The organism is Bradyrhizobium sp. UNPA324 (assembly GCF_006658635.1).
Lineage (GTDB): Bacteria > Pseudomonadota > Alphaproteobacteria > Rhizobiales > Xanthobacteraceae > Bradyrhizobium > Bradyrhizobium nanningense.
Window position 1 is genome coordinate 5,640,121 of the sequence record NZ_LFJD01000004.1, and the last position, 15,678, is coordinate 5,655,798.

The following is a 15,678-nucleotide window of genomic DNA, read 5'->3' on the forward strand; positions in this document are numbered from 1 at the left end:
ACCGCGTGATCTATCGATCGTGGATGGTGCTAATCCCGAACGACCAGCCTTCGCCAAACTGCTCCCTGGGGTTATGGGTCCCGGCGTTCGCCGGGACGACACCGAAGGTGTGGCGCGCTACTACCCCTCCCTCCCCACGCGATACCCGGCCGCCGGATGTGGCGCGTCGAGCCTTGCCCGGCCACCGCCGAACAGCTTCTCCCGCAGCGTGCCCTTGGCATATTCCGACTTATAGCGCCCGCGCTTGGTCAGCTCCGGCACCAGCATGTCGGCGATGTCCTCGAAATCGCCGGGCGAGATCGCGAACGCGACGTTGAGGCCATCGACGTCGGTCTTCTCGAACCAGTCCTCGATCTTGTCAGCGACGCTTTCGGGCGTGCCGACCACGACCGGGCCGGCGCCGCCGATCCCGACATGCTCGATGACGTCGCGCACGGTCCAGACGCGGTCCGGATCGCCTCGCGTGACGTTGTCGAGCGCGCTGCGCCCGGCATCGTTCTGGACGTGACGCACTTGCTGGTCGAGCTCGTAGCCGGAGAAATCGATGCCGGTCCATCCCGACATCAGCGCGAGCGCCCCTTCCGGATTGATGTGCGAGCGGTAGTCGGCGTATTTCGCCGCCGCTTCGGCCTCGGTGTTGCCGAGGATGATCGTCATCATGTTGAACATCAGGATCTCCGCCGGGTTGCGGCCGAGTGCGGCGGCCTCCTGGCGGATCGCCGCCACGCGCGGCGCGATGATCTTGGCTGATGGTCCGGACATGAACACGCATTCGGCATGCTTGGCCGCGAACTGCCGGCCGCGCGGCGAGGTGCCGGCCTGGTACAGCACAGGCGTGCGCTGGGGCGAGGGCTCGCTAAGATGGATGGTGTTGTTGATGCGGTAGTTCGCGCCTTCATGATTGACGCGATGAACCTTGCTGGGATCGGTGAAGATGCCTCGTGCCCGGTCGCGCAGCACGGCGTCATCTTCCCAGCTGCCTTCCCACAGCTTGTAGACGACCTCCATATATTCGTCGGCGATGTCGTAGCGGTCGTCGTGGCCGGTCTGCTTGTCCTTGCCGGCGCCACGCGCGGCGCTGTCGAGATAGCCGGTGACGACGTTCCAGCCGATCCGTCCCTCGGTGAGGTGATCGAGCGTCGACATCCGTCGCGCGAACGGATAGGGCGGCTCGAAGGACAAATTGCTGGTGACACCGAAGCCGAGATTTTGCGTCACTGCGGCCATCGCCGAGAGCAATAGCAGCGGCTCGTTCGACGGCGTCTGTGCTGCGTTGCGCAAGGCTGCGTCAGGGCTGTTGCCATAGACGTCGTAGACCCCGAGCACGTCGGCCAGGAACAGCCCGTCGAAACGGCCGCGCTCCAGCGTCTTGGCGAGATCGATCCAGTAGGGCAGGCGATTATATTCAGCGGTGCGGTCGCGCGGATGGGTCCACAGGCCCGGTGATTGGTGTGCGACGCAATTCATCGCAAAGGCGTTGAGCCTGATCTCTTTGGCCATGCTGGTCCCCTGGCGCTCTGTACTGAGCGCTCTTCGAATGGTAGACGTGCGCCCGAACTTGACGTCCGACTTGGTGTCCTATTTGGCGAAGTTCTTGCATATCGCTTGCGCTTGGCAAGACCAAAATCAGCGGCGCTGCTGCGCCTGGCAAGCCAATCTCAAGGATGCAAGGACGAAATCCCAAGAGAACTACAAGAGAAGTACAAGAGAACTGCAAGAGAAGTACAAGAACTATCCAACTTCCTGCCACTTTCGAAGGCCAACCCGTGTCGGGTAAGGTCCTTCGTCTCAAAGTCCCGAAAAGCAAGTCATGACCAGAGCCGACGCCATCGCCCGCGCCCGTGAGGATTTTAGGTCCGGCGCATTCCTCGCCGAGCTCGACCGTCGCGTCGCCTTCAAGACCGAGAGCCAGAACCCATCCCGTGGCGCCGAGCTGCGTGGCTATCTGGAACAGGAGATGCAGCCGGCTTTCGCCGCGCTCGACTTCACCAGCCGCATCGTCGAATCCCCCAGCGGCAAGGCACCGTTCCTGTTCGCCGAGCATCACGAGAGCGCGTCCGCACCCACCGTGCTGGTCTATGGTCATGGCGACGTCGTCGACGGCATGGAAGGTGAGTGGCGCGACGGACGCGATCCCTGGCGCACCACGGTTGCGGGCAGGCGGCTCTACGGCCGCGGCACCGCCGACAACAAGGGTCAGCACAGCATCAACATGGCGGCACTCCGCGCGGTGCGCGATGCCCGCGGCGGCAAGCTCGGCTTCAACGCCAAATTCATCGTCGAGATGGGCGAGGAGATCGGCTCGCCCGACCTCGGCAAGGTCTGCGACCTCAATCGCGACGCGCTCAAGGCGGATCTGTTCATGGCCTCCGATGGACCGCGCCTGTCCGCCGACCGTCCGACGTTGTTCCTCGGCTGCCGCGGCGGCATCCGCATTCATCTGGACGTGAACCTGCGCGACGGCGGCCACCATTCCGGCAATTGGGGCGGCGTGCTGGCCAATCCGGCGACCATTCTGGTCAATGCGATCTCGACGCTGGTCGATGGCCACGGCCGCATCCAGCTCGACGCGCTGAAGCCGCCGCGGCTCACCAACCAGATCCGCTCCTATCTCGCCGACGTGCAGGTGACGCCGGGGGCAGACGAGCCCGCGCTGGCCGAGAACTGGGGCGAGGAGGGTCTTTCGGCCGCAGAACGGCTCTACGCCTGGAATACGCTGGAAGTGCTGGCGATGTCGTCGGGCAATATCGAGAAGCCGGCCAACGCCATTCCGGGCCACGCTAATGCCGTGCTGCAACTGCGTTTCGTGGTCGGGACGAAGATTGAGGGCCTGATCGAGGCCATCCGCGCGCATCTGGTCGCAAAGGGTTTTCCGATGGTCGAGGTGCGGGCGGCGCAGAGTTTTGCTGCATCGCGCACAGACTTCGACAGTCCGTGGATCAAATGGGCGGCGGATTCGGTGCAGGAGACCACCGGCAAGGCGCCGGCGGTGCTGCCGAATTTCGGTGGCTCGTTGCCCAACGACGTCTTCTCCGAGATTCTGGGCCTGCCGACGATCTGGGTCCCGCACTCCTATCCCGGCTGCTCCCAGCATGCGCCCAATGAGCACATTCTGCTGCCATTGACGGAAGAAGCCTTGACGGTGATGGCCGGGCTGTTCTGGGATCTCGGCCAGTTGCCAAGGCCTCTAACAAGACCCCTCAGTTGAGCCGTTAACCTGAGCCGCGATCCAGCCAAAAGTCACATTCTAATCCAAGCCGTTTTGTGCTTGCATCCCGCCCGCATCATCCTGAAAGGGGACAAAAAAGTGAAACATTTCCGTAGCATTGGGCTCGCGCTCGCCGCGACCTTCGCCGTCAGCCAGGCCGGGGCCCAGGAGCTGACCGGCACGCTGAAGAACATCAAGGACACCGGCGCGATCACGCTGGGCTTCCGCGATTCCTCGATCCCGTTCTCCTATCTCGACGACAACCAGAAGCCCGTCGGGTTCGCGATGGACATCTGCTACAAGATCGTCGACGCCGTGAAGAAGGAGCTCAAGCTCGACAAACTCGAGGTCAAGCTCAATCCGGTGACCTCGGCGACCCGCATCCCGCTGATGGCCAACGGCACCATCGACTTGGAATGCGGCTCGACCACCAACAACGCCGAGCGCCAGAAGCAGGTCGCCTTCACCAACACCCACTATCTGACCGCCAGCCGCTACGTCTTCAAGAAGTCCAGCGGCCTGAAGTCGATCGATGATCTCAAGGGCAAGACGGTGGTCTCGACCGCGGGAACCACCAACATCAAGCAGCTCACCGAGGCCAACGTCGCGAAGAGCCTCGGCGCCAATATCATCCCCGCCAAGGATCACGCCGAAGCCTTCCTGATGGTCGAGACCGACCGCGCGGTCGCCTTCGTCATGGACGACATCCTGCTCGCGAGCCTCGTCGCCGGCTCGAAGTCGCCGGGCGATTACGTAATCTCCAAGGACGCCTTCTCCAAACCCGAGCCTTACGGCATCATGCTGCGCAAGGACGACGCTGCCTTCAAGAAGGTGGTCGATGCCGCGACCGCTGCGCTTTACACCTCCGGAGAGGCCCAGAAGATCTACGACAAGTGGTTCACGCAGAAGATCCCGCCGAAGGGACTGAACCTCAACACCCCGATCTCGCCCGAACTGAAGAACGAGTTCGCCAAGCCGACGGACTCGCCGAATCCGGACGACTATAAGTAGGAAAAACCTCGATCTTTCGATCGGGATCATGTCCGGCCACTCTTGACACAGGGGTGGCCGGACATTTGCATAGGCGCCGGGACAACCATGACTGGCGCGTTCGCGCGGGGGACACGTGAACTACAACTGGAACTGGGGAATCTTTTTCCAGCCGAACCCGATGGGGACCGGCACCTATCTCGACATGCTGCTGTCGGGCCTGGTGCTGACCCTCAAGACCGCGGCGCTGGCCTGGATCATTGCGCTGATCACCGGATCGCTCGTCGGCGTGATGCGCACGCTGCCGTCGAAGGGGGCGAACTGGTTCGGCTTTGCCTATGTCGAATTCTTCCGCAACATGCCGCTGCTGGTGCAGCTCTTCCTGTGGTTCTTCGTGCTGCCGGAATTGCTGCCAAAAGCCGCCGGCATCTGGCTGAAGCAGCTGCCCAACGCGCCGTTCTGGACGGCGGCGATCGGCGTTGGTTTCTTCATGTCGGCGCGCGTCGCCGTGCAACTGCAGGCCGGCATCGGCTCGCTGCCGCGCGGGCAGAAGATGGCCGCAACGGCGCTGGGCCTGACCACCGCGCAGGGCTATCGCTACGTTCTGCTGCCGATGGCGTTCCGCATCATCCTGCCGCCGCTGACCTCCGAGTTCCTGAACACCATCAAGAATACGGCGGTCGCGATCACCATCGGCCTGCTCGAGCTGACCGGGCAGGCGCGCTCGATGCAGGAATTCTCGTTCCAGGTGTTCGAGGCCTTCACCGCCGCGACCATCCTCTACCTCCTCGTCAACGCCGTCGTCGTGACCGCGATGCGCTTCCTCGAGCGTTGGGTCGCGATCCCCGGCTACATCACGGGGAAATAGGCGATGTTCGGTAATCTCGATTTCGACGTCATCCGCCGCGCGCTGCCTTATCTGTTCTACGAGGGCATGACGTTCACGCTGACGCTGACCGGCCTCGCAGCCCTCGGCGGCCTCGTCTTCGGCACGGCGCTCGCCCTGATGCGGCTCTCCGGCTTCAAGATCCTTGGCCGGATCGCAGGCGTCTATGTCGACTTCATGCGCTCGCTGCCGCTGGTGCTGGTCATCTTCTGGTTCTACTTCCTGGTGCCCTATATCGGGCAATGGCTGACCGGCGCCTCGCGTCCCATCAGCGTCGGCGCGTTCGCATCCTCGCTCATTACCTTCATCATGTTCGAGGCCGCGTATTTCTCCGAGATCATGCGCGCCGGCATCCAGTCGATCTCGCGCGGCCAGCCGGCCGCAGCCAGCGCCCTGGGGCTGACCTACGCCCAGACCATGCGCTACGTCGTGCTGCCGCAGGCCTTCCGTAACATGCTGCCGGTTCTGATCACGCAGACCATCGTTCTGTTCCAGGACACGTCGCTGGTCTACGTCTTGTCGATCACGGACTTCCTCGGAGCCGCGAGCAAGGTCGCACAGCGCGATGGGCGCCTCGTCGAAATGTACCTGTTCGCAGCCGTGGTCTACTTCACCATTTCCTGTATCGCGTCCTTCGGCGTCCGCCGGCTGCAGGCGCGCATCGCCATCATTCGCTAGGGCTAGAAGCTCATGATCGAAATCAGCCACGTCAACAAATGGTACACGCCGAGCTTCCAGGTGCTGACCGATTGCACCACCAGCGTCACCAAGGGCGAGGTCGTGGTGGTCTGCGGCCCCTCGGGCTCGGGCAAGTCGACGCTGATCAAATGCGTCAACGCGCTGGAGCCGTTCCAGAGCGGTGACATCCTGGTCGACGGCACCAAGGTCAACGATCCCAAGACCAATCTGCCGAAGCTGCGGTCACGCGTCGGCATGGTGTTCCAGCATTTCGAGCTGTTTCCGCACCTCAAGATCATCGACAATCTCTGCCTGGCGCAGGAGAAAGTGCTCGGGCGGCCGCATGACAAATCGGTCACCAAGGGCATGCAGCTCTTGGAGCGCGTCGGCCTCAAGGAGCAGGCGCAGAAATTCCCCGCGCAGCTCTCCGGCGGCCAGCAGCAGCGCGTTGCGATCGCCCGCGCGCTCGCCATGGATCCGATCGTCATGCTGTTCGACGAGCCGACCTCGGCGCTCGATCCTGAAATGGTCAGCGAGGTGCTCGACGTCATGGTCGATCTCGCCCGCGAAGGCATGACCATGATGGTCGTCACCCACGAGATGGGCTTTGCCCGCAAGGTGGCCAACCGCGTGATCTTCATGGACCGCGGCGAGATCGTCGAGGACGCCCCGAAGGACGACTTCTTCGGCAAGCCCCGCAGCGACCGCGCGCAGAAGTTCTTGTCGAAGATCCTGTCGCATTAGCCGGTCGTCATCCCGGGGCGCGCGTAGCGCGAGCTATGGTGCGCAATTGCGCACCTGAGGATCCATCAGGCGGCGTACGCGGGGCGAAATGGATTCCGGGCTCATTCGCTGCGCGAATGCCCCGGAATGACGGATCGAGGGTTTATCGCGCTCGCTAAATCTCCTATACCGAGGGGCAATTCCCCCATTCCGCCAGGAGACCCGCCTTGGATCCGATCGCCTACGTCAACGGCTCATTCGTCCCGCTCTCGGACGCCAAAATCTCGGTCCTCGATCGCGGCTTCCTGTTCGCCGACGGCATCTACGAGGTCTCGGCCGTGCTCGACGGCAAGCTGGTCGACAACGCCTCGCATCTGGCGCGGCTTGAGCGCTCGGTCGGCGAGATCAAGCTGAAGCTACCCGAGACGGTCGAGCGCATCACCGAGCTGCAGAAGGAGCTGATCGCACGCAATAAGCTTGCGAACGGCCTCGTCTATCTCCAGGTGACGCGCGGCGCCGACAAGGGCCGCGACTTTCCGTTTCCCAAGGCCGACGTGAAATCCAGCCTGGTGATGTTCACTTCGGAGAAGGACATCATCAACGCCCCGGTGGCAAAGACCGGCATCAACGTCATCACGGTACCCGACATCCGCTGGGAGCGGCGCGACATCAAGAGCGTGGCCTTGCTGGCGCAGGTGCTGGCCAAACAGGCCGCGGCGGAAGCCGGTGCTGGCGAGGCCTGGATGCTGCAAGATGGCTTCGTCACCGAAGGTGGTTCTTCGTCGGCGTTCATCTTGACCAAGGACGACGTCATCGTCACGCGCAAGAACTCCAACGCGATCCTGCCCGGCTGTACCCGCAAGGCCGTGATCGCGCTTGCTGAGGAACGCCAACTCCGCGTCGAGGAACGCTCCTTCACGGTCGCCGAGGCGCTCGCTGCCAAGGAAGCCTTCATCACCAGCGCGTCCTCGTTCGTGCAGCCGGTGGTGGCAATCGACGGCAACAAGATCGGCGATGGCAGGCCCGGCCCGATGGCAACCCGGCTTCGCGAGATCTACGTGGAGTTCGCCAAGGCAACGGCGGTCTGAGCCACACGCTCAGCTCTCGTAGGGTGGGCAAAGCGAAGCGTGCTCACGTCTTCTCTCGCTGTCATCGCCCGGCTTGACCGGGCGATCCAGTATTCCAGAGGCGTTTGTTGCTGAACCGAGAGACCGCGGCGTACTGGATGCCCCGGTCGAGCCGGGGCATGACAGCCGAGATTGTGGAGGCGGTGCCGTGTGCATCGCGCCGTTGCCACTCCTCACGCCACCGACGCCTTCACCTTCACCGGATGAACCGCACGGAACGCGATCGCGATCCTGTTCCAGGCGTTGATGGCGCCGATCAGCATGGTCAGGTTCACCGTCTCTTCCTCGGAGAACTGCGCGCGGACCTGCTCGTAGACATCGTCGGGCGCGTGGGTCTGCGAAATCAGCGTCACCGATTCCGTCCAGGCCAGCGCCGCGCGTTCGCGGTCGGAATAGAGCGGGGATTCGCGCCAGGCATTGAGCAGGTAGATGCGCTGCTCGGTCTCGCCGCGCTTGCGGGCGTCCTCGGTGTGCATGTTGATGCAGAAGGCGCAGCCGTTGATCTGCGACGCCCGGATCTTGACGAGCTCGATCAGCGATTTCTCGAGTCCGGTGGACTGGATCTGCTGCTCCAGCGCCATCAGCGCCTTCATCGTATCGGGGGCGGCCTGGTAGAAATTCATGCGGGGCTTCATGGTCGTTCTCCTTGCTGGCTGGGCTGACGTCAGTGGGCACCGCCGGCCGAGGTCTGGCCGGGCTTCTTCAGGAACAGGACCGCGGTGAGCGCGACGATCAGCGCCATACCGAGCAGATAGAAAGTGTCGCTGAAGGCGAGGATATACGCCTGCTTCTGCACGGTATGGCCGATCGCGACATAGGCACGATGCGCGGCGTCTGCACGGTCGAGAACGCCGTGATTGACGAAATATTGCGTCAATTGTTCCAGCCGGGTGCGGGTGGCCTGCTCGAACGCCGAGACCGACTGCATCAGCACGTTGGAATGATACTGCTCGCGCTTGGTCAGGACCGTTTGCAGCAGCGCGATGCCGACGGCGCCGCCGAGATTGCGCATCATGTTGAACAGTCCGGAGGCCGAGCCCGCGTTCTCCGGCTCGATGCCCGCGGTTGCGACCGCGGACAACGGCGCCATCACCAGCGCCTGGCCGATCGCGCGGACGACGTTGGGCCACAGCAGCTGATCGGCGGCGTAGTCGTTGGTCATATAGACGTTCAGGAAGTTGGATGCCGCGAACAGCACGAAGCCGACGCCGATCACGAGTCGTGCATCGAATTTCTGCATCAGACGCGGCACCAATGGGATCAGCACGAGTTGCGGCAATCCGGTCCAGGCCAGCACCATGCCGATCTGCTCGGCGTTGTAGCCCTGGATGCGCGACAGATATTGCGGCAGGATGAAGACCGAGCCGTATAGCGCGATGCCGAGCAGGAAGTTCGCGAGCATGCCGAAGCCGAAATTGCGGCGGACGAGCAGGCGCAGATTGAGCAGCGGCTTCTTCACCGTCAGCTCGATGATCAGGAAGGCGGTCAGTGCAACGGCCGCGATCACACTGAGCTTGACGATGAACGGCGAGCCGAACCAGTCGTCCTTGTTGCCTTCCTCCAGCACGGTTTGCAGCGCCGACAGCCCGATCGTCATGGTGACGATGCCGGCCCAGTCGCCCTCGCGCAGGAGCGACAGCTTCATCGGCTTCGCCTCGAGTGCATACCAAAGCATGCCGATCATGACCGCGCCGGGGACGAGGTTGACGTAGAAGATGTACTCCCAGCCGAGATTCTCGGTGAGATAGCCGCCGATGGTCGGGCCGATCGCGGGGGCGAACGTCGCGGACAGCGCGAACAGCGCAAGACCGACCGGCTGCTTTCCGCGTGGCAGCAGCGTAATGATCAACGTGAACGCCATCGGAATCAGAACGCCGCCGGTGAATCCCTGCACGGCCCGCAGCACGATCATCTGCGGCAGGTCCTGTGCCAGCGCGCAGGCCGCCGACAGCAACAGGAACAGGGTCGCATTGGTGAGAAGGTAGATCCGGATCGAGAATACCTGTGCGAGCCAGCCGGAGAGCGGGATCACCACGATCTCGGCGATCAGATAGGAGGTCGAGATCCAGCCGCCGTCGTCGATGCCAGCCCCAATCGCACCCTGGATGTCCGCGAGCGAGGCGTTGACGATCTGGATGTTCAGCACCGCCATGAAGGCGCCGAGTGTGGCGCCGATCACCGCGATCCAGGTTTTGGCGGACACCGCCGGCGCCGCGGGCGCAGCAGGGGCGGAGAAGCCGGCAGCGGCGTTGACGGTCGGTTGGAGCGTGCTCATGGCTTCAGCCCCCGTTGGCGCGGGAGGTGTTGTCGGCGAGGCGCTTTTCCGTCTCGCGCTCGGCCAGCATCGCCTGCTTGGTGTCGACGGTCGGCACGACCGACATGCCGGGGCGCAGCAGGCCGGTGAGGCTGTGGTCGTCGAGCACGATCTTCACAGGAACGCGCTGCACGATCTTGGTGAAATTGCCGGTGGCGTTATCCGGCGGGAGCAGCGCGAATTCGAGTCCGCTTGCCGGCGACAGGCTGTCGACATGGCCGCGCAGCGTCTTGTTGCGGAAGCTGTCGACGTGCAGCTCGACCGGCTGGCCGGGGCGCACATGCGTGAGCTGGGTCTCCTTGAAGTTCGCAACGACATAGACCGCATCGAGCGGCACCACCGCCATCAACTGCGTGCCGGCCTGGACGTATTGGCCGATCCGCAAGCTCCGGGCGCCGACCGTGCCGTCGACCGGCGCGGTGATCTCGGTATAGGACAGGTTCAGCGCCGCCTGCTGCGCGACCGTGCGGGCGCGTTCGAGCTGGGCTGTTGCCTGCGCGCGCTGGGTGGTGAGCACGTCGATCTTGCGCTGCGCGGCGACGAGGCCGGACTTGGCGTGCTGCAACTGCGCGCTGCTCGCACGCAGCGCCGCGTCGGTCTGCTGCGCGCGCTGGATCGTGCCGGAGCCCGACTTCATCAAATCGTCGTAGCGGGCGCGCTCCTCCTGCGCGAATTTCAGATTGGCGTCCGCCGCGGTTACGTCGGCCGTGCTCTGCGCGATGACCGGCTGCTGCAGTTCGAGCTGGGCGTCGATATTGCGCACCGACGCTTCGGAGGCGGCGACGTCGGCCCTCGCCTGGTCGAGCGCCGTCTTGAAGTCGCGGTCGTCGATCTTGGCCAGCGTCTGGCCTGCCCTGACCTTCTCGTTGTCGCCGACGAGCACCTTCGCGACATAGCCGGAAACCTTGGGCGCGATGATCGTGGAGTCCGCCTTCACATAGGCGTCGTCGGTGGATTCGAGGTAGCGGCCCGTCCTCCAATATTCGTAGCCGTAGTGGCCGGCGGTCGTGATCGCGAGCGCCAAGGCGAGGCCGAGCGCCACTCGCTGAATCGCCTGACGGGACGGGCGGAGGGTGATTTTCTTATTAGTTTCAGCGACATAAGAGGCGTTTGACATGGGTATCCTCGGATATTCCTACGTCCGTCCGGCGGCACGTATGTGATGCCGGTAAAATGCGCTGTCCCGCGCCTTGTGATAATCCGGTAAAAAGTGGAAGCATTATCCAGTAATAGCGGATAATCGGGGCTTCAGATCATGGATCGCTTCACCAGTCTCACCGCCTTCGTCCGGGTCGTCGAAAACGGTGGCTTCTCGGCCGCCGCTCGCCGGCTCGACATGTCGACCACCATGGTGAGCAACCACGTCCAGGCGCTGGAGGACCGCCTCGGCGTGCGGTTGCTGAACCGCACCACGCGAAAGGTAAGTCTCACCGAGGTCGGCCAGGCCTATTACGATCGCGCCACGCAAATCCTTGCCGATCTCGGGCAAGCCGACGACATCGCGAGCGAATTGCAGTCCTTGCCTCGCGGTACGCTGCGCATCCATGTCGCCACGCACATGGTACCGTTTGTTGCGCCTGTCGTGGCGCAACTGCTGTCGACTTATCCGGAGCTCAAGGTGGATTTGCGCATGGGGGAGGCTGATGTCGACCTCATCGAGGAAGGGTATGACGTAGCCCTGCGAATGACTCAGCCGCGGGATTCCAGCCTGATCGTGCGAAGCCTTGCCACCTGGCGCCACGTGCTGTGCTGCTCGCACGATTATCTCGAAAGGCACGGCCGCGTGCAGACGCTCGACGAGCTCTCCGGGCATAATTGCGGTCGGCACTTGAACTATCCATTTGGTGACGAATGGCGCTTTCTCGATCGCAAAGGCACGCCGGCCTCCGTGCGCATCTCGGGCAGCTTCGTGACAAATAGCGGGGAAGCGCTGCGGAAAGTCGCGCTAGCGGGGGGCGCCGTATGCCTGATGGCTGGGTTTCTCGTTCAGGACGATCTCGAATCGGGTCGGCTCGTACGGCTATTGCCGGACTATCGGACCGTCGAGCTGTCCATGAACGCGGTCTACCCGCATCGCCACCATCTGTCCGCAAAAGTCAGGACTTTCATCGACATGCTCGTCGATCACAGCGCTGAGCAGCAGAAGCTGATCAATCCCTATTCGTGAGAGGGCTGCTGTCAGGCGGCCCTGGCTGTGACCGGCCTTGCCAGAAGGGATTCGACCTCCGTCTTCACCGATGCGATCGCGGCCTCTTTCACCGGGCCATAGCCGCGGATCTCCATCGGCGCCTTTGCAATCGCAACGAGAGCCGGAAGACACGCCGCATCGAGCTCGCCCAATATCCGTTCGATCAGGCCTTCATACCACGCGATCAGTTCGCGCTCGGTGCGCCGTTCCCGGGTGTAGCCGAACGGATCGAACGGCGTTCCGCGGAGCCCCTTCAAGCGCGCGAGCATGGCGAGCGGCATCTGGATCCACTGGCCGAAAGCGCGTTTGCGCGGACGTCCTCGTGCGTCGCGCTCCGAGGGAAGGAATGGCGGGGCGAGGTGATATTGGACGCTGAAGCCATCCTCGAATTCGCGCTTCAGCTCGTCGAGGAAGCCGCTTTGCATGTGCAGGCGTGCGACCTCGTATTCGTCCTTATAGGCCATCAGCTTGAACAGGGCGCGTGCGACGGCCTCGGTCAGAGCCGCGCTGTTCAGGGCAGCCTCGGCACTGCGAACCCTGGCGATTGTCCTTCGGTAGCGTGCCGCATAGGTGCTGTCCTGATAGGCGGTGAGAAAGTCGGCGCGACGGTCGATAATCTGGTCGAGCGTCTCGACCTCCGGCGCTTCCGGCACCTTCGGCAGGAAGTCGGGATCGGAAGCCGCAATCCGCCCCCAGGCAAACGCCTGCTTGTTGCGTTCGACCGCGACGCCGTTGAGCTCGATCGCGCGCAACAGCTCCTGCAACGAAATCGGGACCAGCCCGCGCTGCCAGGCAAAGCCGAGCATGATGATGTTGGCATAGACGGCATCGCCGAGCAGCCGTTCGGCCAGCGCGTTGGCATTGATCGTGCCGAGATCGTGCTCGCCGATGACCCGGCCAATCGCGCGCAGGCGGGCGGCGGAGGCGAGATCGGCGTCGCGGAAGCGAACGACGTCGCCGGTCGGCATCTCCGCGGTATTGACCGCGGCGCGCGTGCCACGGCGGTAGGTGCCGGACGCCTTTGCCGAAGAGCTGACGACCAGATCGCAACCGATCAGCGCATCGGCCGCGCCCTGGTCGATGCGCACCTGGTGCAGGGCCTCGGGCCTTGATGCGATCCGGATATAGCTCAGCACGGGTCCGAACTTCTGCGCAAAGCCGGTGAAGTCCAGCACCGAGACGCCGCGGCGTTCGAGATGTGCGGCCATGCCGATCAGTGCACCGACCGTGATCACGCCGGTGCCGCCGACGCCGGTCACGAGCAGATCGTAGGGCCGGTCGAGCGATACCGAGGAGGGCAGGGCAAGCGCGGCCGCGTGGCCGACGGCGCCGATCTGGCTTGCGGCCTTCTTCCGGCGCGTTGCACCTTCGACGGTGACGAAGCTCGGGCAGAAACCGTTGAGACAGGAAAAATCCTTGTTGCAGGTCGACAGATTGATCTGCCGCTTGCGACCGAACGGCGTCTCCTTCGGCTCGACGCTGAGGCAGTTGGATTCCACCGAGCAGTCGCCGCAGCCTTCGCAGACGAGATCGTTGATGTAGGCGAAGCGCTTGGGGTCGGCCATCTGCCCGCGCTTGCGGCGGCGCCGCTTCTCCGTGGCGCAGGTCTGCTGATAGATCAGGACCGAGACGCCGGGGATATCGCGCAGCTCGCGCTGCACGGCATCCATCTCCTCGCGCGGATGGATGGTGACGCCGGCTGGCAGGTCGGCGGGCGAGAACTGTGCGGGATCATCCGACACCAGCGCGATGCGCGCCACACCTTCGGCGCGGACGCTGTGCGCGATGGCATGGACGCTGATGGGACCGTCGACCGGCTGGCCACCTGTCATCGCCACGGCATCGTTGAACAGGATCTTGTAGGTGATGTTGGCCCTGGCCGCGATCGCCTGCCGGATCGCCATCGAGCCGGAATGGTAGTAGGTGCCTTCGCCGAGGTTCTGGAAGATGTGCTTGCGGCCGGTGAATCTCGACGAAGCTGCCCAGTTCACGCCTTCACCGCCCATCTGGATCAGCGACGAGGTCTCCCGGTCCATCCAGCTTGCCATGAAATGGCAGCCGATGCCGGCCAGCGCCTTCGATCCCTCGGGCACCTTGGTCGACGTGTTGTGCGGGCAACCCGAGCAGAAATAGGGCGTGCGCGTTGCGCCCGGGACGTTGATGGTGCGTGCGGCCTCCGGCATCAGGGCGGCTGCGCGCGCGGCGAGATTGAGACCGGGAAACATCGGATCGAGCCGGCGCGCCAGTACGCCCGCCAGAGCACGCGGCGACAATTCACCGATCCAGGAGATCAGCCTTGCCCCGGTTTCGTCGTGCTTGCCGACCATGCGCTCGGGCTTGCTGCCGGGATAGTCGTAAAAATACTCCTTGAACTGGCTCTCGATGATGCCGCGCTTCTCCTCGACCACGAGGATCTCGCGCTTGCCTTTCACGAAGGCCATGGCGTCGTGCAGCGCCAGCGGCCAGACCATGCCGACCTTGTAGACGTCGATGCCGATGCGGCGGCAGGCGGCCTCGTCGAGGCCCATCAATCGCAGCGCCTCCATCAGATCGAGATGAGCCTTGCCCGTGGTGACGATGCCGTAGGTGGCGTCCGGAATGTCGTAGACGTGACGGTCGATCGGATTGGCCTTGGCGAAGGCGTAGACCGCGTGCTTCTTCGCCTCCAGCCGCTCCTCGATCTGCGGACCCGGCAAATCGGGCCAGCGATAGTGCAGGCCGCCGGCCGGAGGCGTGAAGTCCGGCGTGCGGAAGGCGCGCGGCGGCCGCAGCGCGACGGAGGCGCCTGACTCCACGATCTCCGAGATCGCCTTGAAGCCGACCCACATGCCGGAGAAGCGGCTCAACGCGTAGCCATACTCGCCGAACTCCAGATACTCGCTGACGCTGGCCGGATGCAGCGTCGGCATGAACCAGCTCATGAAGGCAACGTCGGACTGGTGCGGCATCGAGGAAGAGACGCAGCCGTGGTCGTCGCCCGCGACGACCAGCACGCCGCCGTGCGGCGAGGAGCCGTAGGCATTACCGTGCTTGAGCGCATCGCCGGAACGATCGACGCCGGGTCCCTTGCCGTACCAGAGCCCGAAGACGCCATCGACCTCGCGATCGCCTTGCGTCTCGACCTGCTGCGAGCCGAGCACCGCGGTCGCCGCGAGATCCTCGTTGACGGCCGGCAGGAACTCGATGCGGTCCCGCGTCAGCCGGTCCTGGATGCGCCACAGCTCGAGATCGATGCCGCCGAGCGGCGAGCCGCGATAGCCGGAGATGAAGCCGGCGGTGTTGAGGCCGGCCGCACGGTCGCGCCTGACCTGGTCGAGCGCGATGCGGACGATGGCCTGCGTGCCCGTGAGGAAGACGCGGCCCTCCTCGCGGTCATAGCGGTCGGAAAGCTCGTAAGCATCGAGTGATGGGATGGCGTCCATGGCAGACCTCGCCCGGCACCCTGCCGAATGGTGGAAGGGTATGCCCGGGGTGCTGGTAGTTCTTACCTATGTATTCGATTGGAAGCCGATTTCTGGTAAGGTTTTGCGCGATGCGGCGAAATTTGGTAGATTTGACTGAATT

General features: G+C 63.8%; 13 protein-coding genes. 8 read left to right on the forward strand and 5 right to left on the reverse strand.

Annotation, left to right across the window (positions count from 1 at the left end; translation table 11 throughout):
• Positions 1–120: 120 nt before the first annotated feature.
• Positions 121–1,500 (reverse strand): LLM class flavin-dependent oxidoreductase, encoded by a 1,380-nt coding sequence (locus UNPA324_RS27135; protein WP_141936829.1) that lies wholly within the window; start codon positions 1,498–1,500, stop codon positions 121–123.
• Between the two features lie 310 nt (positions 1,501–1,810).
• On the opposite strand from UNPA324_RS27135, the gene UNPA324_RS27140 reads away from it, so the two are divergent.
• The 6 genes from UNPA324_RS27140 (at position 1,811) to UNPA324_RS27165 (ending at position 7,573) form a co-directional block, all read left to right on the forward strand.
• Complete coding sequence (locus UNPA324_RS27140; protein WP_141936831.1) at positions 1,811–3,208, forward strand: M20 family metallopeptidase; 1,398 nt, start codon at positions 1,811–1,813, stop codon at positions 3,206–3,208.
• 99 nt (positions 3,209–3,307) lie between these two features.
• A complete protein-coding gene (locus UNPA324_RS27145; RefSeq protein WP_141936832.1) occupies positions 3,308–4,219 on the forward strand; it encodes an amino acid ABC transporter substrate-binding protein in 912 nt (303 codons plus the stop codon).
• A gap of 115 nt (positions 4,220–4,334) precedes the next feature.
• On the forward strand, positions 4,335–5,066 hold the full coding sequence (locus UNPA324_RS27150; protein ID WP_128921659.1) for an amino acid ABC transporter permease: 732 nt from the start codon (positions 4,335–4,337) through the stop codon (positions 5,064–5,066).
• Positions 5,067–5,069: 3 nt separating this feature from the next.
• Positions 5,070–5,762 carry an amino acid ABC transporter permease gene (locus tag UNPA324_RS27155; protein ID WP_028140044.1) on the forward strand — a complete coding sequence of 231 codons (693 nt, stop codon included), beginning with the start codon at positions 5,070–5,072 and terminating at the stop codon, positions 5,760–5,762.
• A 12-nt stretch (positions 5,763–5,774) separates the two neighbouring features.
• Positions 5,775–6,506 (forward strand): amino acid ABC transporter ATP-binding protein, encoded by a 732-nt coding sequence (locus UNPA324_RS27160; RefSeq protein ID WP_128921658.1) that lies wholly within the window; start codon positions 5,775–5,777, stop codon positions 6,504–6,506.
• 206 nt (positions 6,507–6,712) lie between these two features.
• Positions 6,713–7,573 carry a D-amino-acid transaminase gene (locus UNPA324_RS27165; protein ID WP_128921657.1) on the forward strand — a complete coding sequence of 287 codons (861 nt, stop codon included), beginning with the start codon at positions 6,713–6,715 and terminating at the stop codon, positions 7,571–7,573.
• Between the two features lie 212 nt (positions 7,574–7,785).
• Here UNPA324_RS27165 and UNPA324_RS27170 read toward each other — a convergent pair whose 3' ends face one another.
• From UNPA324_RS27170 to UNPA324_RS27180, 3 genes are read right to left on the reverse strand one after another with little or no spacing between them, the layout of a single operon-like run.
• Positions 7,786–8,247, reverse strand: coding sequence for a carboxymuconolactone decarboxylase family protein (locus tag UNPA324_RS27170; RefSeq protein ID WP_141936834.1), 462 nt, complete (start codon positions 8,245–8,247; stop codon positions 7,786–7,788).
• 29 nt (positions 8,248–8,276) lie between these two features.
• Entirely contained in the window at positions 8,277–9,887 is a 1,611-nt protein-coding gene (locus UNPA324_RS27175; RefSeq protein ID WP_141936836.1) for an MDR family MFS transporter, read from the reverse strand.
• A gap of 4 nt (positions 9,888–9,891) precedes the next feature.
• Positions 9,892–11,043, reverse strand: a complete 1,152-nt coding sequence (locus UNPA324_RS27180) for an HlyD family secretion protein (RefSeq protein WP_141936838.1) — start codon at positions 11,041–11,043, stop codon at positions 9,892–9,894.
• 138 nt (positions 11,044–11,181) lie between these two features.
• Here UNPA324_RS27180 and UNPA324_RS27185 point away from each other — a divergent pair, with 138 nt between their 5' ends.
• Positions 11,182–12,093: a LysR family transcriptional regulator gene (locus tag UNPA324_RS27185; RefSeq protein WP_128921653.1), complete on the forward strand. Its 912-nt coding sequence runs from the start codon at positions 11,182–11,184 to the stop codon at positions 12,091–12,093.
• Between the two features lie 11 nt (positions 12,094–12,104).
• On the opposite strand, the gene UNPA324_RS27190 is transcribed toward UNPA324_RS27185, so the two are convergent.
• On the reverse strand, positions 12,105–15,536 hold the full coding sequence (locus UNPA324_RS27190) for an indolepyruvate ferredoxin oxidoreductase family protein (protein WP_141936840.1): 3,432 nt from the start codon (positions 15,534–15,536) through the stop codon (positions 12,105–12,107).
• Between UNPA324_RS27190 and UNPA324_RS35345 the strand changes: the two genes are divergently transcribed.
• Positions 15,535–15,675 (forward strand): hypothetical protein, encoded by a 141-nt coding sequence (locus UNPA324_RS35345; protein WP_181769529.1) that lies wholly within the window; start codon positions 15,535–15,537, stop codon positions 15,673–15,675. The genes UNPA324_RS27190 and UNPA324_RS35345 overlap by 2 nt on opposite strands.
• The last annotated feature ends 3 nt before the right edge of the window (positions 15,676–15,678 follow it).